Annotated in this window: 16 protein-coding genes; 7 read left to right on the top strand and 9 right to left on the bottom strand. The window is 68.9% G+C overall.

The features are described from left to right. Positions 1-22: 22 nt before the first annotated feature. From RN743_RS05070 to RN743_RS05060, 3 genes are read right to left on the bottom strand one after another with little or no spacing between them, the layout of a single operon-like run. Positions 23-1,945, bottom strand: a complete 1,923-nt coding sequence (locus RN743_RS05070) for a S9 family peptidase (RefSeq protein WP_310777015.1) — start codon at positions 1,943-1,945, stop codon at positions 23-25. Positions 1,946-1,994: 49 nt separating this feature from the next. After that, a complete protein-coding gene (locus tag RN743_RS05065; protein WP_310777012.1) occupies positions 1,995-3,848 on the bottom strand; it encodes a DUF885 domain-containing protein in 1,854 nt (617 codons plus the stop codon). Further along, positions 3,845-5,350 carry a serine hydrolase domain-containing protein gene (locus tag RN743_RS05060; protein ID WP_310777009.1) on the bottom strand — a complete coding sequence of 502 codons (1,506 nt, stop codon included), beginning with the start codon at positions 5,348-5,350 and terminating at the stop codon, positions 3,845-3,847. The genes RN743_RS05065 and RN743_RS05060 overlap by 4 nt, the downstream gene beginning before the upstream one ends. Before the next feature lie 118 nt (positions 5,351-5,468). Here RN743_RS05060 and RN743_RS05055 point away from each other — a divergent pair, with 118 nt between their 5' ends. From RN743_RS05055 to RN743_RS05040, 4 genes are all read left to right on the top strand, one after another. After that, positions 5,469-6,689: a hypothetical protein gene (locus RN743_RS05055; protein ID WP_310777006.1), complete on the top strand. Its 1,221-nt coding sequence runs from the start codon at positions 5,469-5,471 to the stop codon at positions 6,687-6,689. Then, positions 6,668-8,260: a hypothetical protein gene (locus tag RN743_RS05050; protein ID WP_310777003.1), complete on the top strand. Its 1,593-nt coding sequence runs from the start codon at positions 6,668-6,670 to the stop codon at positions 8,258-8,260. The genes RN743_RS05055 and RN743_RS05050 overlap by 22 nt, the downstream gene beginning before the upstream one ends. 41 nt (positions 8,261-8,301) lie before the next feature. Then, positions 8,302-8,973, top strand: coding sequence for a hypothetical protein (locus tag RN743_RS05045; protein WP_310777000.1), 672 nt, complete (start codon positions 8,302-8,304; stop codon positions 8,971-8,973). Between the two features lie 104 nt (positions 8,974-9,077). Beyond that, on the top strand, positions 9,078-9,920 hold the full coding sequence (locus RN743_RS05040) for a zinc metalloprotease HtpX (RefSeq protein ID WP_310776998.1): 843 nt from the start codon (positions 9,078-9,080) through the stop codon (positions 9,918-9,920). Positions 9,921-10,077: 157 nt separating this feature from the next. On the opposite strand, the gene RN743_RS05035 is transcribed toward RN743_RS05040, so the two are convergent. From RN743_RS05035 to RN743_RS05010, 6 genes are all read right to left on the bottom strand, one after another. Continuing rightward, complete coding sequence (locus tag RN743_RS05035; RefSeq protein ID WP_310776996.1) at positions 10,078-11,037, bottom strand: DUF4268 domain-containing protein; 960 nt, start codon at positions 11,035-11,037, stop codon at positions 10,078-10,080. A gap of 39 nt (positions 11,038-11,076) precedes the next feature. Then, complete coding sequence (locus RN743_RS05030) at positions 11,077-12,006, bottom strand: site-specific DNA-methyltransferase (RefSeq protein WP_310776992.1); 930 nt, start codon at positions 12,004-12,006, stop codon at positions 11,077-11,079. Between the two features lie 88 nt (positions 12,007-12,094). After that, positions 12,095-13,978: a carboxypeptidase regulatory-like domain-containing protein gene (locus RN743_RS05025; RefSeq protein WP_310776989.1), complete on the bottom strand. Its 1,884-nt coding sequence runs from the start codon at positions 13,976-13,978 to the stop codon at positions 12,095-12,097. Between the two features lie 46 nt (positions 13,979-14,024). After that, positions 14,025-14,609, bottom strand: coding sequence for an 8-oxo-dGTP diphosphatase (locus tag RN743_RS05020; protein ID WP_310776987.1), 585 nt, complete (start codon positions 14,607-14,609; stop codon positions 14,025-14,027). Continuing rightward, positions 14,606-16,423: an amidohydrolase gene (locus tag RN743_RS05015; RefSeq protein ID WP_310776984.1), complete on the bottom strand. Its 1,818-nt coding sequence runs from the start codon at positions 16,421-16,423 to the stop codon at positions 14,606-14,608. The genes RN743_RS05020 and RN743_RS05015 overlap by 4 nt, the downstream gene beginning before the upstream one ends. Before the next feature lie 8 nt (positions 16,424-16,431). Then, entirely contained in the window at positions 16,432-17,592 is a 1,161-nt protein-coding gene (locus RN743_RS05010; RefSeq protein ID WP_310776982.1) for an MFS transporter, read from the bottom strand. A 275-nt stretch (positions 17,593-17,867) separates the two neighbouring features. On the opposite strand from RN743_RS05010, the gene RN743_RS15985 reads away from it, so the two are divergent. Genes RN743_RS15985 through RN743_RS05000 form a run of 3 tightly spaced genes read left to right on the top strand, consistent with a single transcriptional unit; the run spans position 17,868 to position 20,753 of the window. Further along, positions 17,868-18,203, top strand: coding sequence for a killer suppression protein (locus RN743_RS15985; RefSeq protein WP_343218988.1), 336 nt, complete (start codon positions 17,868-17,870; stop codon positions 18,201-18,203). Further along, positions 18,196-19,311 carry a helix-turn-helix domain-containing protein gene (locus RN743_RS05005; protein WP_310776979.1) on the top strand — a complete coding sequence of 372 codons (1,116 nt, stop codon included), beginning with the start codon at positions 18,196-18,198 and terminating at the stop codon, positions 19,309-19,311. The genes RN743_RS15985 and RN743_RS05005 overlap by 8 nt, the downstream gene beginning before the upstream one ends. Then, the gene (locus RN743_RS05000; RefSeq protein ID WP_310776976.1) at positions 19,308-20,753 is read left to right on the top strand and encodes an amidohydrolase family protein; all 1,446 of its coding nucleotides are present in this window, start codon (positions 19,308-19,310) and stop codon (positions 20,751-20,753) included. Before RN743_RS05005 ends, RN743_RS05000 begins: the two co-directional genes overlap by 4 nt. Positions 20,754-20,755: the final 2 nt, after the last annotated feature.

The raw sequence follows: 20,755 nt of genomic DNA, 5'->3' as shown, positions 1-20,755 counted from the left end.
GCGTCGTCGTTCGTCTCTGTCGTCATTCATCCCTCAGGAACTGCTCGAAGAAGTCGAGCATGTCCAGGAGCATCTGGCGGCGGTTCGCCTTCCCGTACACGTAGTAGTTCTCGTTCGGGTACGTCTTGTACTGGAACGGCTTGTAGTGGTTCTCCAGCGCCCGCGCGAAGATCTCGGACTGGTCGGAGCCGGGATAGCGACCCACCCCGTGGATGAGGAGGATGGGCGTCGAGACGTCGGCAACGTGTGAAATCGAGGAACTGCGGCTCCACACGTGCTCGCTCGTCTCGAACGGGCCGAGTTCGTGGTCGAGCAGCTTGACGTGCCGGAGTTCGTTCTCGCCGTGGTGGAAGTGGACCCAGTCCGTATAGCCGGACCCCGGGATCGCGGCGCGGAAGGCGTCCGGCGCGAAGGCCACCGCGTACATGCTCATCACGCCGCCGTAGCTCGTCCCCGTGATCCCGATCCGCTCGGGGTCGACCTCCGGGAGCGCCCGCAGGTAGTCCGCACCCGCGACGACGTCCTCGAGGTCGCAGTGACCCCAGCAGCCGTTGTTCGCGTCGGCGAAGTCCTTCCCGTAGCCCGAACTCCCGCGGATGTTGGGCAGCAGCACGACGTATCCCCGCTGGACGAAGAACTGCACGTGCTGCTGGAAGGTGTCGTGGAACTGCGACGTCGGACCCCCGTGGATCCACATCACGCCGGGAAGCCCGTCCCCGGCGACGGCCCCCGGCGGCCGGTAAAGATAGGCCGGGATCGAGTATCCGTCCGTGCTCTCGTAGCGGATCTTCTCCGGCGCGACGAGGCGGGCGCCGTAGTTGCCGGCGGGCATGGAGGAGGTGAGTTGCCGGCTGCTCCCGTCCTCGAGCGACACGACGTGGAGGTCGCGCGGGCTGAGGAGGTCTTCCTGGAGGTACGCGATCGCCCGGCCGTCGGGAGACCACGACGGGCTCGACGCGACGCCGGCCTTCGGCGACACGAGCACCCGCGGCTCGCCCCCGTCCGCCGACACCACGCGCAGGTCGTGGTGCCCGTTGTGGTTCTCCGTGTAGGCGATCCAGCGCCCGTCGGGGGACCACGCGGCGGCGCTCTGGTCGGCCTCGGCCGACGCGACGGGACGCGGGTCTCCACCCTCCCGCGGCGCGAGCCAGTAGTTGATCCAGCCGTTCCGGTGCGAGCGGAAGAGGATCGAACCGCCGTCGGGTGACACGCTCGGGTAGCCGAAGGTCGCCCCGGCTCCGTAGTCGAAGAAATCGCGGTCCTCGATCACCGTGCGCGGGCTGCCCCCCATGGCGTCGACCTCGATCACGTCGTGGTCCTCCCACGCATCGTCGAGGCGGACGTAGAGGATGTGGCGGGAGTCCGGCGTCCAGCTGGGGAAGACGTCGTAGCGCTTGTCCTCGGTGAGGCGGTCCACGCGCCGGGTGGCGACGTCCACCTTCCAGATGTCGTAGTTCCCGTAGCGGTCGCCGGCGAAGACGATGGAGCGCTCGTCCGGGGACCAGCTCATCGAGTTGATCCGCGCCCCGAGATCGGTGAGTTGGACGTCCGCACCGTCGCGCGCCGACCAGAGCCATATCTCCGGCGCGCCGCTCTTGTCCGACACGTAGGAGATCCACGTCCCGGCGGGTGACCAGGCCGGCATCTGCGAGCTGAGGAAGTGGCCAGAGCCCCCCATGTCCACGGGCACGCGGGTGGGGAAGCCACCTTCGGGCGGCAGGGTCATGAGCCCGCCCGTGAGCCCGGACTCGAACAGGATCGCCGAGCCGTCCGGCGACCAGGCGGGCGCGCCCCCGACGACGGACTCGATGGACAGGAGCTGGTCGATCGCGAGCGCGCCGGCCTTGCCGCCGTCCTGCGCGCGGAGCTCGCCCCCGCCGCCGACCGCGGCGCCCAGAGCGAGAAGGATGCCGAAGATCGCCGTCAACTGCGGGTCGCGAGCCATGTGTCGTCCTTTCAGCGCGTCAGTACGCGGTCTCCTGCGGGTGCGGCCGCTACAGGGCCGGACGGCGCGAGGCCGGGCCGGGCGATGCCGACTCCTCGGAGGTCGTGCGGCGCACCGGGTCGCCCTCGAAGCGCCACTCCGACTCGAAGTCCTTCGGGGGCGCCTCCCCCAGCAGGCGCGCGCGCACCATCTCGACCGGCATCCTGCCGCCCCTGAGGATCGCGTCGTGGAAGGCGCGGTTCGTCATCTCCCCCGACTGCACGAGCTGTTCGTGCAGAGCCCGGAACTGCAGCCCGCCGATCATGTAAGCGACCTGGTAAAGCGGCGAATAGGAGCCGTTGAAGCTGCGCCGGACCTCCGCCTCGGCGTTCGCCCGCTCGTGCCCCACCCGTTCCACGAGGAAGTCGATCGCCTCCTGCGGGGTCATGCGCTCGAGGTGGAAAGAGAGGGAGAAGATGATCCGGGCCGTGCGGTGCATGCGCCAGAACAGCATGCCGATCCGGTCCTCGGGGGTCGACGGGAAGCCGAGGTCCCAGAGCAGCATCTCCCAGTAGAGCGCCCACCCCTCGCCCCAGAACGGCGTCGAGAACGCACCGCGGTGCGAGTTGAAGCGGCTCGTCATGAACCCCTGCAGGTGGTGTCCGGGGATGAGTTCGTGGTGGACGGTCGCGCGGGAGAAGTGTTCGTTGTTCCCCCGCATGCTCATGAGCTTGTACTCGTGCTCCATCCCGTCGGTGGGGAAGGAGACCTGGATCACCTCCCCGCCGAGGAAGAAGGGCGACACCTTCTGCCGCTCCGGAGACATCATCTCGATGCGCCAGATTTCGTCGGCGAGCGGGGGGACCGTGAGGAGGTCGCGCTCGGTGACGAAGGCGAGCGCCTCGTCGGCGAGTTCCCGGATCATCTGCGGCTGGTCACCGGGGTCGCGGTGCAGCGTCTTCACGTACTCCAACGCCGCCCGCCAGTCGTCCCCGTAGCCGAGTTCGCGCGAGGCCTCGATCATCCGCGCCTCGCACCACGCGTATTCCCGCTCGGCGATCGCGATCAGTTCCTCGGGCGTGTACGGAATCATCTCGTGGCGCAGGTCCGCGGCGAGACCCTCCGCTCCGATCGGGTCGCCGACGATGGGTTCGTCCTCACCCGCCCGGTAGCCGATCACCGTCTCGCGCAGGAAGGTCGCGTAGCCGTCGAGGGCGGCCTTCGCGCGGGCGTACGGGTCTTCGTTCCACCAGGTGAAGACGGGGTCGTAGCCGGCGTAGTGCTCGTACCAGTCCTCGAGGAGCCGCGTGCGCTCCGCCAGCGCGGTAACCGCCCGGAGGGCGACGATCCGAGACACGTCTTCCCCGCTTTCGAGCCGGGCCTCGACCTCGGCGCGGGCGGCTTCGATCTCGGACGGCAGTTCCGCGAGACGGGCCGCGGCGGATTCCGACTCCACCGGCTCCCGGCGCCGGCGGCGTTCCTCCAGGTCCACGATGAGCGAGGTGAAGGGGATGAATCCCTCCATCTCGGCCGCGAGCCCCGCCTCGCGGGTCAGGAGGTCGAGCCGGTAACGCAGTTCGTTGAGGAGGAGGACGTAATCCACGCGCCCCTCGAGGGAGAGGGACTCGAAGTCGAGCGCCTCGACCCGGCCCCGCCAGTCCGAGAAGAAGTCGCGGAAGCGCGCGTTGCGCTCGGCGGAGTAGGGGACGTTCCAGCGCCGCCCGAGCGCGGACCGGTCGGTGCTGTAACGCTCGACGACGGCCGCGAGTTCGCTCGTCTGCGCCCCGACGAGCGGCGTGAGATCCTGTGCCGCGGCCGGGCGGGCGGGAGCCGTGACGAGCCCGGCGAGGACCAGGACCGGTCCGGCGACGAGGGCGACGAGAAGGCCGGGAGCGCGGCGGGCGACGGTTCGACACGCAATCATGGGGTCATCCTCCGCAGGACGAAGTGTCCGGAGACGACGTCCATCCGCAGTTCATCGAAGGAGGCTCCGCCGCCGGCGCCGCCGGAATCTCCTCCGCGGACGAAGCGGTAGCGGGTCCGTCCATCGGCGAACTCGTCGCCGCCCAGCCACGAGAGGGTGGCCGGGCCGCCTCCCGTGTTGATCGTCAGTTGTCCGTCCTCGGCAGCCACCGTTGCGGTAATGCGCTGGCCGCGGGCCGGGCCTTCGTAGCGGCCCGCGTAGGGCGAGGGATCGCCTTCGAAGGGAGTCGCGGCGGGCTCCGCCGGTTCGCCCAGCACCACGTTTTCGATCTGGCCCGCGATCCCGCCGGACGAGGCGCCTCCGGCCGTGTTGATGAGCACCGCGATGGTCAGGTCTTCCGACGGCACGTAGCGGAGGTCGGAGACATAGCCGAAGATCCCGCCGCCGTGCGAGATCCGCGGGGTCCCGTCCCGATCCGTGACCGCGAGGCCTTTTGCGTAGCGCAGATCCGTGCCGTCGAGCAGGGGCTCCGGCGTGATCATCAGCCGGTAGCTCTCGGGGGTCAGGATCCCGCCGCCGTCACCGTCTCCGTGGAGGGCCTGATTCCAGGCGACGAGGTCGCGCACCGTGGAACAGAGCGATCCCGCGGCGTAGGGCCACTGGTGGTCCAGGTACGGGGCCGGATGCAGCCCGTCGTCGCCCGGCTCATACCCCTTGGCGCGGTTCGGCGTGAGTTCGTCCTTGTGGCAGTAGCGGGAGTTCCCCATCCCCGCCGCCGCGAAGAGGCGCTCCTCGACGAAGTCCTCGTAGCTCATCCCGCTCGCGGCCTCGATGACGAGTCCCGCCAGGAAGTACGCCGAGTTGTTGTAGGTCATCGCCGTGCCGGGCTCGAACTCGAACGGCTCGGCGGCGAAGAGCGTGACGAGCGTGTCGCGCGGCAGATCCAGGGGAGCGAGTTCGACCCAGAGATGCTCCATCTCGGTGTAGCCCTTGATGCCCGAGGTGTGGTCGAGGAGTCGCCGGACGGAGATCGTCCGGTCCCCGACGGGGTAGTCGGGGAGCCACCGCGTGAGCGGGTCGTCGAGGGAGAGCTTCCCTTCCTCGTGCAGGAGGAGGACGGCCGCCGCCGTGAACTGCTTGGTCACGGACCCGACCTCATAGACGGCGTCGGGTGGCGTGAGCACACCCAGTTCGAGGTCGGCGTGGCCGAACTCCTCGATCAGGAGGGTGTCGGTCCCGCGCACGACCGCGATCGACATGCCGGCAGTCCGCCCGGCCTCGATCGGGGCCGTGGCGATGGCGTGGATCGCGTCGACCTGGTCCGGCGCAAGGGAGGTGGGGGACGGATCGGAGACGGCGGAGTCCGACGCCGGGTCCGGCGGGGCGCAGCCGGCGACCCCGAGGGCGAGGGCGGCGACCGGGACCGCGACGGCCCGGACGGCGACGCCGAGCCTGCTTCCGGGTGACCCCGGGCGGACGCGGCGGAATCTGGGTGATCTCACGTTGAATCTCCTGCATCTCGGTTGAACCAGACCTATCTTCGGGCGGTGGATCGGATGTGTCGATAGCCCGCGGCCCGGCAAGCGCCGGCCGCGGGAGGAAGGAATTCGGGGGGACGCGATGGAATCGACGGTAGCACCGGCTTCGGTCTTCACGGAGCGCGAGGCCGCGGCGGAGTCGGCGGACAGCATCCCGTGGTATCTGAGCGCGGTCCTGTTCGCGTCGGCGGCCGTGATCGCGGGGATCACATGGGACATCTCCTGGCACCGGACGATCGGTCGGGACACGCTCTTCACGCCCGCCCACCTGCTGGTGTACGCGGGCGGGCTGGCGGCGGGGCTGTCGTGTGGGTGGCTCGCGCTCAAGACGACGTTCTCCGGGACGGACGGGGAGGTCGGGCGTTCCGTGAGGTTGTGGGGGTTCCGCGCGCCGCTCGGGGCCTGGGTGGCGATCTGGGGCGCGATCGCCATGCTCGCGTCCGCGCCGCTCGACGACTGGTGGCACAACGCGTACGGGCTCGATGTCGAGATCCTGAGCCCGCCCCACGTGGTCCTGGCGCTTGGAATCTATGCGATCCAGGTGGGCGCCCTGCTGATGGCGCTGTCGTGGCACAACCGCGCCTCGGAGACGGGCCGGCGCAAGCTCGCGTGGGCGTACGTGTTCAGCGCCGCGATGCTGATCCTGTCGCTCTCCGTGCTGCTCATGGAGTACACGTTCCCGAACCAGATGCACGGGGCGACATTCCACCTCATCATGGCGGCGCTCTTCCCCGTCCTTCTCTTCGCCATCGGCCGGGCCGGGCAGATGCGCTGGCCGGCGACGTGCGCGACGCTGATCTACACGGGGATCTCGCTGGCGATGATGTGGGTGCTGCCGCTCTTCCCGGCGGAGCCGATGCTGGCGCCGATCCTCCGCCCGGTCACCCACATGGTGGCGCCCGAGTTCCCGCTCCTCCTGTTCGCGCCCGCGATCGTGATCGACCTCCTGCTGCGGCGGCATTCGGCCCCGGGCGAGGCGCCCGAACGGGCCTCGGCGGACTGGCGGATCGCGGCCGTGGGCGGCGTCGCCTTCGTGGCCATCTTCGGCGCGATCCAGTGGGTGTTCGCCGACTTCATGATCTCCGAGGGCGCACGGAACTACTTCTTCCAGGGCAACACGTGGGGCTACACAGCCGCGCCCGGCGAATGGGAGAACGTGTTCTGGCACGGCGGCCAGTTCCTCGCGGGCGAGTTCTCGGTCTCGAGCTTCCTGTCCGCGGCGTGGTGGGCGCTGCCGATCGCATTCGTCTCGGCGCGCTCGGGGCTGTGGCTGGGCAACTGGTGGCTGCGCGTCCGCCGGTGAAGCGCGGCACGGCTATCCGACCGACGCGCGGCGGGGCCGCCCGGCTGACGCGCGCGGCGGCGTTCGTCGTCGGACTGTACGTCGTGGCGACGGGACACGTCGGGAGCAACAACGTGTTCTTCTCGGGCGAGGCGGGCCCCTACCCCGTCTCCGTCATCATCCGTCCCCCCGAGGTCATCCCGGGGCTGGCGGAGATCGCGATCCGGGTGCCGGGCGGCGACGTCGACCGGGTGACGGCGCGCCCCGTGCGCTGGGACGCAGCCCCGGAAGGCGGAGCGCCGCCCCCCGACGAGGCCGTGCCCGTGGCGGGCGACGCGGAGCTGTTCGCCGCCGAACTGTGGCTCATGACGGTGGGCGCCTACCGGATCGAGGTCGCCGTGGAGGGGGGTCGAGGGAGCGGCGAGGTCTCGGTTCCGGTGACCTCGGTCATGCTCGGCGTGCGCGACCTGCCGCCGGGTCTCGGCCTGGTCCTGGCCGCGCTGGGGCTTCTGCTCGTCGCCGGCGTGGTCTCGATCACGGGGGCCGCGGTGCGCGAGAGCCAGGTCCCGGCGGGTGAGACGGCGGGCTCCCGGCGGCGGCGCCGCGCGCGGATCGCCATGGCCCTCACGGCCGTGGGGCTGGCGGGCCTCCTCTACCTGGGGAACGCGTGGTGGGAGGCCGTCGACCGGGAGGTCCGCAGCGGGATCTTCGAGCGCCTCGAGGTCGAGGGCGCGATCGTGCGCGACGGAGGGAGGCCCGCGCTCGAGATCGCGATCACGGATCCCGCATGGCGCGGCCGGAACTGGAGCCCGCTGGTGCCGGATCACGGCAAGCTCATGCACATGTTCGTGGTCGGAGCGCCGGGCATGGGCGCGTTCGCGCACGTGCACCCCGTCCCCGTGGACTCGTCCACCTTCCGCGTCCCGTGGCCGAACCTGCCACCGGGCGAGTACCGGATCTACGGCGACATCGTCCAGGAGTCCGGCTTCGCGCAGACGGTCGTCGACACGATCACCGTCGAAGCGGCGGCGCTCGCGGTTGCGGAGGGGGACGCCGCGGTCCCCGGGGAGGCCGTTGCCGCCCCCGCCGCGCCCGGAGCGCAGGACTTGCTGCCAGAGGCGTCGGGGGGCCTGCTGCCGGACGCGGACGACTCCGCGTGGACGGGCGTGCCGGTCGCCCTCTCCGGGCCGGGTTCGGAGGCCCTGCTGGACGACGGCTCGATCCTCGAATGGCAGGGGGACCGGGATCTTCGCGTCGACGAGGAGACGGTCCTCGCGTTCAGACTCTGGGATCCCGACGAGAAGCCGGCCGAGCTGGAGCCTTACATGGGGATGCTCAGCCACGCCGCGCTCACGCGGGGCGACGGCGCCGTGTTCGTCCACCTGCACCCGGCGGGCACGATCTCGATGGGGTCGCTCTCAGTGCTCACGCCCGGCGGATCGCCGATGGCGGGCGGCGGGACGGACGCTCCCACCGGCGTGGTCGAGTTTCCGTTCGCCTTCCCGCAGCCGGGCGAGTACACGATCTGGGTCCAGGTGAGACGCGAGGGCCGCGTCCTCACGGGGGCGTTCCAGGCGACGGTTCTGGAGTGACCGCTGAAGTGAGCGCCGGGTGAGCGTCGGGTGAGCGTCGGGTGAAAGAACGGATCGCGATGTGCTTCAGCGGCGGCAAGGACAGCGCCCTGGCCCTGCACGCGCTCCAGCAGTCCGGGACCTACCGCGTCGAGACGCTGATCACGACGGTGACCGACGCCTACGACCGGGTGAGCATGCACGGGGTGCGGCGCGCGCTCGTGCGGGACCAGGCGGCGGCCATCGGCATCCCGCTGGTCGAGGTCGTCGTCCCCCCGCAGTCCTCGAACGAGATCTACGAACGCGCCATGGGCGAGGCGTTCGATCGCCTTTACGAAGACGGGATCCGTCGCGTGGCCTTCGGGGACATCTTCCTGGAGGACCTCCGCGAATACCGCGAACGGCAGCTCGCTGCCTCCGGGCTGGAGTGTCTCTTCCCGATCTGGAAGCAACCGACGGCGGCGCTCGCGCGTTCCTTCATCCGGGATGGGTTCGAAGCAATCGCCGTGTGCATCAACCCGGCCGTGCTGGACGCCTCCTTCGCGGGCCGCGCCTTCGACGCGTCTTTCGTCGCCGATCTCCCGGAGGACGTGGATCCGTGCGGGGAGAACGGAGAGTTCCATACGTTCGTGTGGGACGGCCCGATCCTGCCGCGGCCGATCCCGGTCGCGCGCGGCGAGGTCGTGGAACGGGATGGTTTCGTCTTCTGCGACCTGCTCGCGGCGGCAGCGTGACCCATAGCGTGACCCACTTGGCGCCTGGGGTGTAGCAGTACTGCGAGCGACGGACGAGTCAGCTCGGAACGTGAGTCGGAACGTGAGATAGAGAGGGTTCGCGGATGTTCAGAGTTTTCGGCCTCATGGTGGGCCTGACGGTTCTCCTGGTGTTCGCCGGCCAGATCATGTTCGGGCAGCAGGGCGCGGTCCTGTTCCTCGTGCTCTCGGGGGCCATGAACTTCGGGATGTACTGGTTCAGCGACCGGGTGGTCCTGCGCATGTACCGGGCCCAGGTCGTGGACCGGTCGCAGGCGCCGGACCTCTACGACCGGGTGGAGCGGCTGAGGAAGCGGGCGGGCCTGCCGGCGCCGGTCGTGGCCATCTCGCCGCAGCCGCAGCCGAACGCGTTCGCCACGGGCCGCAACCCGGAGCACGCCGTGGTCTGCTTCACGCAGGGCATCCTGCGGGCGCTGCCGGCCCGTGAACTCGACGGAGTCATCGCGCACGAACTCGCCCACATCAAGCACCGGCACATGCTGGTCGGCACGGTCGCGGCGACGATGGCGGGCGCGATCGCGATGATCGCCTCGATCGCCCGCTGGGGGTTCATCTTCGGCGGGGGCCGTGACGACGGCGACAACCCTCTGGGCATGCTGGTCATGGCCATCGTCGCGCCGCTCGCCGCCGTCATCATCCAGATGGCGATCAGCCGCCGCAACGAGTTTCAGGCCGACCGCACCGGCGGCGAGATCACGGGCGACCCCATGGGTCTGGCCGGCGCGCTGAAGCGCCTGGAGTCCGGCGCCCGCCGCATCCCGATGGACGTGAATCCCGCCGGCGCCTCCCTCGCGATCGTCAACCCCTTCGCCGGACGCCGCCGCGGCCTCACGTCCCTCTTCACGACCCACCCCCCCACCGACGAGCGCGTCGCCGCCCTGAGAGCCCAGGCCTCCGGCCGGCGTTAGCGGTCGGCGCGGACTCGTGGCAGGCCCGCCGCGGTCCCGCAGACAGCCACCGCTGGGTACCGCCCACCCGCAGGCACCGGCCCACGGGGCGCGGCCGGCCACGCTCCGCGAGATCGACATCGCATCGCAATCCGAGTAAAGCGCAGAGAACCGGCCGTCAAAGGCTCCTGACAATCGGCCGAAAAACCCGGTGGAGTCCGTTCAAGTGCGTTCGCAGCCACTCGTGTTGCTCCGGCCACGCGGAACGGTCCGAAATATCTGCTGTCTTCTGGAGATAGACCTTCCAGCTCTTCGTATCCTCCGGGTTGTGCCAAACCAGGGATTCACCAAGCTGCGTCTCAATCTCCTCTCTAAGAGCGTGAACCCGGTCGTGATAACCCGCCGCATCACGCCCGTTCGCCACGAACTCGGCGCGCAGTTCTCCCGTATCCCATGACTCGTCTTCGGAATTCCAGGAAGAGGCGATGGCTGAGAGCTGAAACCCCACGCGGCCGATCGCGATACTCATCCAGTTCTGCGGATGAGCCTTCGTCGTCTTGAACTCAGCCCCTTCATCGGCGACGTGGTTGCGGAACGCCTCCCAGAACTGCTGCTGTAGCTGCTGGTGGGGCGTTGGGTCTGGAGGCGGCGGGGGCGGCTTGATCCATTCGTTGGGTTTCGACACGACGTTGAACTTCGGCGCGAGAGGAGACTCACCGATCTTCCACAATTCGATCTCCAACCCGAAGAAATTGATCGGAGCTCCCGTGACTTCGTTCAGCCAATCGAGGGCCGCCCGATGTTCATCGGTGAATCGGTGGGCGATCCATACTATGGTCACGGCTTGGAGACCGGCTGCGTAGGTCAGCAGTTGCCCCAGGTGAGTATGGTCCGTCCGTTCGAGTTGGTTCTCGACCAGAACCCACGAGTCATCGACCGTACTCTTGCAGAGCAGATCGGCTCGGAAGGGGCCGACGTCCTTCTCTTGCGCCTCAAGCTGAAGTTCCAGCCCTATCGCGTCGCCGAGCAGCTCAAGGTTCTCCTCCGCGGCCAGCCAAGGCGTGAAGTCAGTGGCCTCGCTCTTCCAGAAAGTTCGAGGATCCACGGCCTCAAGTCGTGCAAGCGGCATGGCTGGCATGTGGTGGCTCCCTTGTTTCCGATCGGAACGATGCAGTGTTCACGCAACGGCAATCGTTGCCGGCACTTGCAAGGCGTCGAGCTGTTCCAGCCTGCCCCGTCCGATCTCGACATACCTCGGTTCGATCTCGAACCCGATGCTCGAACGGGCGGTGAGCATGGCGGCGGCTGTCGTCGTGCCCGTTCCCCAGAACGGATCGAGGACGGTGTCCCCCACGAAGCTGAACATCTGGACGAGGCGGGAAGCCAGTTCCACGGGAAAAGGCGCCGGATGGCCTCGTTTGCGGGCTTCACCGCGGATGTCGTCCCAGATCGACCGGAACCAGCGCCGGTGGTCGTCCGGTTCGATGAGGCTGAGCGCACGCTGTGCCGCCGTCGGCTTCCGGTAGCTCCCGGGCTTCCGCAGCATCAGGATGGTCTCGACATCGTTCTTCACGATCGCGTTGGGTTCGTACGGTTTCCCCAGGAACCCGACCCCGCTCGCCTCCGTCGCCATGTTGGCGATCTTGTACCAGCGGATCGGCGTGAGGTAGTCGAACCCGATCCGCCGCGCGCGAACCGAGATGTCGGCCGGGAGCGGGAGAACGTGATGGCGGCCTCCGGCCCGGCGTGAAATGCAGACGCTCCCCACGACCACGCACAGCCGGCCGCCCGGCGTGAGGAGGTCGTAGCACCGCCGCCACACGCGGTCGAGTTCGTCCAGGAACGCTTCGTAGTCGTCGATGCCGCCGAGCTGGCCGTCGTCGGCGCGGCCACCGTCATAGTCGATGAGGTTGAAGTAGGGCGGTGAGGTGACGACGAGGTGAATCGGTTCCCGGATCTCGGGCATGTCTCGGGCGTCACCAAGATACAGCGTGTGTTCCGTCCGTTCCGGCGCCGCTCCGTCCCGCCAAGCCTCGATCTTGGCCTGCCGTTTCAGGCTGAGCGAGGACTCGGCTCCGGACATGATCTCGTTGACGCCTACCGTCATCCCGGCCCTTTCACCCTTCATCGTGATGCGTCTGCACGGTGGACCGTCTCAACGTAATGCTTCGTCCACCGCCGAGCAGCGCTCGGGGCTATCCGCTCCAGATGATGATGGCGCCGCAGCGGTCGGCTGGAGCGGTGAACTCCCCGGGCAGGGAGACGGACCTCAGGTAGACTTCGATGGCGGCGACCTCGTGCGGAGCCGCCAGGTCGTCCACGCCCCCGCGCTCGAAGTCCCAGGCGCGGCCATCCATGACCAGGGCGCCGTTCAGGTAGACGGACATGTGGGAGCACCTCCGCGCCCTTCGCGAGACGGGGCGGCACGTCTGTCGCGGGCAGAGTTCGCGCAGGCCGTCCACCTCGGTGAGGACGTCGGTGAGGCGGGTGGGCGCGAGGGCCCGAATCCGCTCCGGTGTGAAGAAGTGTCCGCGGCCGCGCGTGGCGCTCTCCCGCCTGCGTTCGTAGAAGCCAACCTCCGTGAGACGCGGATGCCGCCGCTCGGCCACGATCCGCCGTCCCGCCGCGGGCGAGGCGGAGTCGGGCGAGGCGGAATCGGGCGCGGAAGGCGGCGCGGGGTCGAGTTCGACGCGGACATCCACCGTCGAACCGGAGTGGACCGGGATCGTGTCCGCGGCGACACCGGCGTCGGGGTGGGATACGGCGAGCCGGTAGTCCCCGGGGACCAGGTCCGGGATCGCGAAGAAGCCGTGTTCGTCGCTCGTCGTCGGATGCCGGGCTTCGGCGGACGGGGGACGGTCGCCGGGCGCCGGCGCGGGCTCGGCCGCAGCCAGCCGGATCTCGGCCCCCGGCACGGGTTCGCCTCGTCGGAGATCCAGGACGCGGCCGGCGACATGGCCGTGACGAGAGATGGGGACCACCAGATCGCGCATCACGGCGACCGTATTGGCCGTCACCGGGGCTGTCTCGGCCGCAACGCGGGCGGTCTCGCCCGCCACCGGCGCCAGTTCGCCGCTGAGGCCGGCGAACCTGGCCCAGATGCTCACGTCCATACGCGGATCGAGGTCGCAGAACCGGAAGCGGCCGTTGTCGTCGGCGGTCGTCTCCTTCTCGCGCCTCCGGCCGCCCGGTTCCGTGATCCAGGCCGTCACGGTCGCGCGGGGGAGGAGAATGCCGGTCAGCGCATCGGTGACCGTCCCTTCGACCACGAGCGGAGCCCGTTCCGTCGTGGGGCCGGGCTCGCAGAGAACGATCCGCCGCTCTTCAAGCTCGGCCGCGGTCAGCCACTGTCGTGTCCAGACGATGACCGTGGGGCAGAACGGATTCTCGCCCGCCGCGCGTATCCGAGGCTCGAGACCCGGCACCTTGTGCGGCTCGCCGTGGACCTCGACGCCTCCCAATCGGTGATGAGCGAGCCCGGTCATGAGGCCGACGCGGTCCCGGCGGCCATCGATGATGATCTGTGGAGCGCACAACATGACGTTGACCCGGCTTATGTTGAGAATGCGCTCGCTCAGGTTTCGCCAGCCGACGATCAGGCCGTCGCCCCCGCGGCGGATGTCCTCGGGATCGTAGAATCTTCCGAGGCCGTGCGCGCGGCGCTCGTAGAAACCGACCTGCTCCAGGTATGACGGTCTCCACTCGACGTTGACCTCGAGCGGGGCGACTTCGATCGCGGCCGGTTCGATGCGGATCTCCAGCGAGAGCGTGCCGTCGGGCGCCTCGACCTCGGTCGTCCGCATACCGTAGCCGATGTGCCGGATCTCGAACGTGTGCAAGCCGGCGGGGACGACCAGATGGAACGCTCCGTCCACGTTGGTGAGCGTCGAGATGTCCAGGGCGGGGATGGAGACGAGCGCCGTCGCGATGGGGGCTCCGGTGCCGGCGTCGAGGAGGCGTCCCGCGATTTCTACCGGCTGCTGCGACACGGCACTCCGGGGGAGCGCCAATCCCGCCAGCGCGAGCGCGGCGAGCGCGCCAACGGCCGGGCGACGTGAAACGGTCGGGGTCGAATTCATCTCCCGTGAAGACTCGGTATCCCGGCCGCAGGTCACAGCGTGTGCTTCAGCGGGACTCCCAGGGCAGGCGGTCGGGGTCGGGGAAGAGGGCGACGCGGCAGTCGACCATGTCGTCGCCCTGGAAGCGCGCGTAGGCCTCGAACGGGCGGTCCTCGATGACGTGGGGCAGCCAGTGACGGTCGTCTTCCCACATCCGGTCGTACGGGACGTCGTCGACGGGCGTCCACAGGGGGGTCGCCTCGTCCGTCTCGACCGGCTCGCCTTCGAGTTCGTCCGCCCGGAACACGTGGATCAGGATCGACATGCCGCTCAGCACCTCGAACGCCACCTCGCCGAGCTTCCGGGGCGCCACCGGCCGCGCGCGCAGTTCCTCCTGAAACTCGCGCATCGCGGCCTCCAGCGTGGTCTCGCCGGGGTCGACCTTGCCGCCTGCGCCGTTCAGCTTGCCGGCGCCGAGTCCGCGCTTCTTGTGGATGAGGAGGATTTCACCTTCCCGCACGATGAAGAGAAGGGTCGCATTGAGGTCCGGCTGCCAACCCTCCGGGATGGGACGTTCCGTCGCGAGGGGTCGAGCCTGCATCGGCTGTCCTTCCACGGCGGGATCGCCGCCGAAATGGGTGGAGCGCGTCACGGCGTGCTGGCGCCGGCGCGGTCGAAGACGACTTCGCCGTTGAAGACCGTCATCTCGCACACCATGTCGCGCAGTTCGATCGTCGGGACGGTGAGCGGGTCGCGGTCCCAGACCGCGAGATCGGCGTACTTGCCGGGTTCGATCATCCCGACCTTCTCCTCGAGGAACATCTGGTGCGCAGCCCAGGTCGTGAACGAGCGCAGCGCCGTCTCGACGTCCACGGACTCGGCGCTGCCGTAGGGGTCGCTGCCGTAGACGCCGAGCAGCGGCTGGCGCGCGACGGAGGCCCACACGCCGTAGCGCGCCGGGTAGGGGGTGACGAAGAAGTCGGAGCCGCTCGCCCAGATTATGCCCCGGTCCCGGTAGGAGCGGAACGGGTTCAGCCGCAGGGTTCGCTCGGGTCCGAAGTTCCCGGCGTAGGTGTCGCCGATCCACCACGTGAAGGTGGGGGACGGCTCCGGGTAGCCCGCCTGCCATTCCCGCTGGAGTTCGGCCATCGCGTCCAGGGCCCGGTCCGTGGGGATATTCGAGTGGATGATCCCGTGCCGGAGCCCGCGGGTGGGGGTGGCCTCGAGCGCCTCGAGGAAGCTGTCGACGGTCCAGTCGATCGCACGGTCGCCGATGGAGTGGATCGAGACGTGGAGCCCGGCGTCGTGGTACGCCCGGAAGCGCCGGCGCAGTTCGTCCGGGTCCATCGTCGGATAGCCGCGGTTGCCCGCGTCGGTCTCCGTGCGCTCCCGGTTCCAGTCCTCGTACAGCCAGGCTGTGCGGGCGCCGCCGCTGCCGTCGATGTACAGCTTGACGCCGCCGGGGATGAGCCGGTCGTCCCCCGTCGACTCGTACGGTCGCGTGAACGTCGCGAGGCTGTCGGCGTAGGCGCGGACCTCGTCGAGCGTCACGCCGCGGTCGCCCCACAGGACGAGGATCCGGACCGTCAGGTCGCCGTCGGCGAGCACATCGCGGTAGGCCTCCCATGCGCGGCGGCCGATCCCGGGATCCTTGCCGCCCGTCATGCACTCGGCGTTGAAGGCGTCGGCGAGCGCGCGGATCCCCTCGCGCTGCTCGCCGGGTCCGAGCGGCGGGATGAGCCGGGTCACGAGCCCCATGGCGGACTCCTTCAGAACGCCGGTCGGCTGCCCGGCGGCGTCGCGGTCGATGGTGCCGCCGGGCGGATCGGGGGTGTCCGCGGTGATGCCGGCCATGTCGAGGGCGAGCGAGTTCGCCACGCCGTAGTGGCCCATCGTGTGTGCCAGCCACACCGGCTGCCCCGCGGCGACGGCATCGAGGTCGGAGGCCTGGATGTAGCGCAACTCCTCGAGCTTCCCCTCGTCCCAGCCGCCGCCGCGCACCCACTCGCCCTCGGCCAGCCGCCCGGCCTGCTCCGCGACCATGCCCTGCACGTCCGCGATGTTCTCCACGTTCGGATAGCTGAGGTCGACGCGATACAGGCGGTTTGCGCCGCCGCTCGCGAAGTGGACGTGCGCGTCCATGAGCCCCGGCGTCATCGCGCGGCCGGCGAGGTCGACGCGGCGGGTTTCCGGGCCCGCGAGCGCCTCGATCTCCGCCGACGAACCGACCGCCACGACGCGTTCGCCCCGTACCGCCACGGCCTCGGCGACCCGGCTCTCCGCGTCGAGCGTGATCACGCGTCCGTCCACGAGAATCAGGTCGGCCGGGTCGGCCGGCGGCGACTCTCCGCAGGCGGCGAGCACGGCGCCCGCCAAGACGATGCCCGACGCGAACGGATACGACCGCGGCGTACGCCGCGTGCCGGCGCCTCGCCCGCGTCCGGCAGCGGAGAAGAGTCGATCCATGGGGTGTCTCATTGGGCTCGGCAGTAGGGACGAAGCGAGGGCCGCATCGCGAAGAGCGCGCCGAGCAGCAGGAGCGGCATCGACCATGCGGTCGCGGCGACGGGCCCGAACGCGTCCGCGAACCCGCCCACGACGGGAATCGCCAGCGTCCCCACCGCCCACGCGAGCCCCATGACGATGCCGGAACTCACGGCGGTCCCCGAGGGCAGGATCTCCTGCGCCACGACGACGATCGGCGGCAGCAGCGCCATGTTCAGGAAGCCCGCGCACACGGCCATCACGATCGCGGCGGGGCTGGCCGGCGCGAGCGTGAACGCGAGGATGTGGGTGGGCACGGCGAGCACGCTGATCGCGGCCAGGAGGTGCTGCCGGTTGAACCGGTCGGTGAGGAAGCCGGAGGCAAGCGTCCCCAGGCCCTGGGCGCCCAGGTAGATGCTGAGCACCACCGCGCCCGCCGTCTCGCTCTCGCCCGCCCGGTGGGCGATGATCGGGATGAACGTGAGGACCGCCTTCTGAGCGAAGGACCCCACGACCGAGATTCCGAACACGAGACCGAGCGGCCCCCTGAGTTTGCGGAGCACCTCCAGCGGGGGAGGGGGCGGGGTCCCCGTCCCCACCCGGGTCCGACCCTTCGCGCCGAACCAGAGGGCGGTCCCGAGCAGGACTCCCGGGATCATCGCGACCCACAGACCGGCCAGGCCCAGCCAGCCCACGATGGCGACGGCGCTGATCGGCCCCAGAGCGAAGCCCGCCGCCCCCCCGAAGGAGAAGACGGACATGCGCACCCCGCTTCCACGACCGTCCCCGGCGCGCGCGACGAGCGAAGCCCCCGGCGGGTGAAAGGCGGCCGACCCCAGTCCTCCCACCGTGAGGAGGAGGAGGAGGACGAAATAGGTGGGCGCCATCCCCAGCAGCGAGATGAACACGCCCCCCACGATCGGCCCCGCGGCGAGGAAGGCGCGCCTCCCGAATCGGTCGGCGAGGTAGCCGAAGGCCGGCTGCGGGAGCGCGGTCGAGATGGAAAGCACGGTCGACAGCGTCGCGGCCAGCGTGATCGAGAGGCCGAGGTTGTCCATGATCCGCGGCAGCAGCGGCGGCAGGAACGCGGTGTACGCGTCGATCGTCGTGTGCGAGACGACGATGAGCGCCACGACCGCCGCCGGGCGCATTGACGTGCGTCCCGTGCGGCCGGACGGGGGATTGGCGAGCGCTGCGCTCGGTTCGTGCAGTGTCGAACTCCGATCCGGTTCGGATGGCAGCCGCGTGATGACGGCTCACAGTAACAGGATCGAGTCCGTCGTGGGTGAGGAGACCGGAGGAATCGCGCCGACCATCGGGTTTTCCGGCGAAATGCTGTTGCCCTATCGTCGACGTTAGGCTATCGTTTTGATAACGTAAATCGTTAACATAAATTGTTGATTTGTGATGCCGAGGTGGCTTTCGATTGGACATCGTTTTCAAAACCAAGCGGCTTGAAAAGCAGTGCAATTCGATTCAAACGGGGACCCGGGCTTGGGGAGCCGACGGAGCCAGACGGGTCAGGCGGCGCCTCGATGACCTCCGAGCGGCAGAGAATCTCGAAGTAATGAGGCGATTGCCCGGTCGCTGTCATGAACTGAGGGGGGAGTGGGCCGGAGTGCTCTCCCTCGATTTGCGTCACCCCTACCGTCTCCTGTTCGAGCCGGCAGACGAGCCCGTACCGGTGAAGGCGGATGGAGGGCTCGATTGGGCCAGCGTCACCACCGTAAGGATTCTTGGAATCGAGGACACCCATGAGTGATTCTGTCAGGAACCGATACTCCCCCGATGAGGTGTCGCCGCCCGGCGACACCCTGAGGGAAATCCTGCATGAACGAGGCTTGACGCAGGCGGAGTTGGCAACCCGAACGGGACGGCCGAAAAAGACGATCAGCGAGATTGTCAACGGAAAGGCCGCGATCACGGTCGACACGGCCCTGCGGTTCGAACTGGTAATGGGGGTACCGGCCGCGTTCTGGAATACTCGGGAACAACACTATCGCGAGCATCTCGCACGCCGGGCACAGGAGGACGGGTTGGCTCGGCATGTCTCCTGGCTCTCGAAGTTCCCCGTTGCGGAGATGGTGAGTCGAGGCCTGCTTCGGCGAAAGGCGAGCAAGCCCGAGCGTGTGCGGGAATTGCTGGCTTTCCTGGGCGTCTCCAGCCCCGAGCGGTGGTCAGAACTCGTTGCGCTTCAGAATGTTGTGTTCCGGAAATCAACGGCTTTTGCTGTCGACGAAGGCTCGCTGGCCGTTTGGCTGCGACAAGGCCTGATCGAAGCCGAGAGAGTGCCCAGCCAGCCGTATGACCGGGAGGCTTTCAAGGCCGCGCTTCGCGAGGCGCGAACCCTTACTCGGGAAGCCCCTGCAGTCTTCGAGGACAAGCTCGTGGCCGCCTGTGCGCGGGCCGGCGTAATCGTTTCGTTCGTTCCGGAGTTCAAGGGTTGCCGTGCCAGTGGCGCCACGCGCTGGATTGCGCCGGACAAGGCGCTGATCCAGCTGAGTCTTCGGTATCGTACCGATGATCATTTATGGTTCACGTTCTTCCATGAGGCCGCGCATATCCTGCTTCATGGAAAGAAACTGATTTTCATCGAGGGTCATCGGCACGAGGGAGAGCAGGAAGCGGAGGCGAATCGATGGGCGGCAAATGCGCTGATTCCGAAGCCGGAGTTCGAGCGACTCCGGAGGATGCGCCCCTACAGCAAGGCCCGGATTCGGGTGTTTGCCCGCGAGTGCGGGGTATCGCCGGGCATTGTAGTGGGGCGGTTGCAGCATGAAGGCCTGTTGCCGCATTCGCATTGCAACGATCTGAAACGTCGCTTCAGGTGGGCCCACGAACCGGACACGGGGAGGAGCCGTCAGCAATGATTGCGAAACGACCTCGGCGGCGTTCGATCCTTTGCGTCTTCGGGCTGCTGGCGGCGGCGGGGTGCGAGGGACTCGTGCTGGACTTCGTCGATCTCGTGGACGAGAACGCGACCTACGTGATCGAAGGCGGACGCTGGTTCGACGTGCATGCCGGGACGCTCGTCGAGAACGACGGGATCACGATCCGCGATGGAAGGATCCTCTCTATCGGCGAGTCGGCGGATACCGCCAGCGTCACGATTACGGTCAACCTCGACGGGGAAGCGACGATCCTGCCGGGGTTCTTCGACCTCCACGCCCACTACGCGGTGGACCTGTTCGGCGACGGCCGCGTCGATGAGACGGCCGCCTATCCCGAACTCTTCCTCGCCAACGGCGTGACGACGACCTTCCCGGCCGGCGAGCTGAATCCGGTCCGCATGCGCGAACTGCGGCTCGCCATCGGGCGCGGCGAACGCCGGGGTCCCCGGCTCCTCAACTCCGGCCCCTACTTCGGCTCGTGGCGCCGGGGCTGGGACGACGACGCCATGACGCCCGACTCGATCCGGCGGGAAGTGGACCACTGGGCGTCGCTCGGCGCGGCCGGCTTCAAGGCCAAGGGAATCCGGCCCGACCACCTCTCCGTGCTCATCGAACAGGCGCACGAGCACGGACTCACGGTGACCGCCCATCTCGATTCCGGGTTCGGGAACACGGTGAACCCCCGCGACGCGATCCGCATGGGCATCGACCGCGTCGAGCACTTCCTGGGCGGCGACATGATGCCGGCCGACCGCACGGCCTACGCTTCGCTGCAGGAGTTCGACGACTTCGAGGGAGACGCGCTCCGCGACATCATCGACCTCTACGTCGACCGCGGCGTGTACTTCGACCCCACGCTCTCCATCTACGGGTACTGGGGTCCGCACGACCCGGAGATGACGGAGTACTGGACGGATGAACACCGCTTCCTCACGCCGTACCTGCGGGAGATCGTCGAGGCGCGGCCGCCCCGTCCCGTGAACGAGTCGTTCGCGAAGATGTTCCCGATCAAGCTCCGGACCTTGAAGGCGTTTTATGACGGCGGCGGACGCGACCTGATCACGCTCGGCACGGACCACCCGAGCTGGGGAGACTACTGGTCGCCCTTCGCCGTCCACCGCGAACTCCTCGCGTTCGCGCGCGCCGGGGTCCCGCCGGCGGACGTGTTCCGCATCGCGACGATCAACGGCGCGCGGGCGATGGGCGTGGACGACAAACTCGGCAGCATCGAGGAGGGGAAGTTCGCGGATCTCGTGATCGTGCGGGGGAATCCGCTCGAGGATGTCCGGGTCGCCCGCGACATCTGGTTCGTCTTCGCGCGGGGACGCCTCCACTCGCCCGACGAACTGCTCGCGATGGCCGAAGGCGGGATCGGCCCGGCCGACGCCTCCGAGGAATCCGCCTGGAGACCCGGCCGCTGAAC

It is taken from the genome of Candidatus Palauibacter scopulicola (assembly GCF_947581915.1).
GTDB classification, from domain to species: domain Bacteria; phylum Gemmatimonadota; class Gemmatimonadetes; order Palauibacterales; family Palauibacteraceae; genus Palauibacter; species Palauibacter scopulicola.
Note: the sequence above shows the minus strand (reverse complement) of the source record. Positions and strands in the feature narration are given on the sequence as shown.

Coding starts and splice junctions, on each gene's coding strand:
- RN743_RS05070 (WP_310777015.1), bottom strand. CDS start 1,945: ATGGCTCGCGACCCGCAGTTGACGGCGATCTTCGGCATCCTTCTCGCT.
- RN743_RS05065 (WP_310777012.1), bottom strand. CDS start 3,848: ATGATTGCGTGTCGAACCGTCGCCCGCCGCGCTCCCGGCCTTCTCGTC.
- RN743_RS05055 (WP_310777006.1), top strand. CDS start 5,469: ATGGAATCGACGGTAGCACCGGCTTCGGTCTTCACGGAGCGCGAGGCC.
- RN743_RS05040 (WP_310776998.1), top strand. CDS start 9,078: ATGTTCAGAGTTTTCGGCCTCATGGTGGGCCTGACGGTTCTCCTGGTG.
- RN743_RS05035 (WP_310776996.1), bottom strand. CDS start 11,037: ATGCCAGCCATGCCGCTTGCACGACTTGAGGCCGTGGATCCTCGAACT.
- RN743_RS05030 (WP_310776992.1), bottom strand. CDS start 12,006: ATGACGGTAGGCGTCAACGAGATCATGTCCGGAGCCGAGTCCTCGCTC.
- RN743_RS05025 (WP_310776989.1), bottom strand. CDS start 13,978: ATGAATTCGACCCCGACCGTTTCACGTCGCCCGGCCGTTGGCGCGCTC.
- RN743_RS05015 (WP_310776984.1), bottom strand. CDS start 16,423: ATGGATCGACTCTTCTCCGCTGCCGGACGCGGGCGAGGCGCCGGCACG.
- RN743_RS05010 (WP_310776982.1), bottom strand. CDS start 17,592: ATGCGCCCGGCGGCGGTCGTGGCGCTCATCGTCGTCTCGCACACGACG.
- RN743_RS05005 (WP_310776979.1), top strand. CDS start 18,196: ATGAGTGATTCTGTCAGGAACCGATACTCCCCCGATGAGGTGTCGCCG.
- RN743_RS05000 (WP_310776976.1), top strand. CDS start 19,308: ATGATTGCGAAACGACCTCGGCGGCGTTCGATCCTTTGCGTCTTCGGG.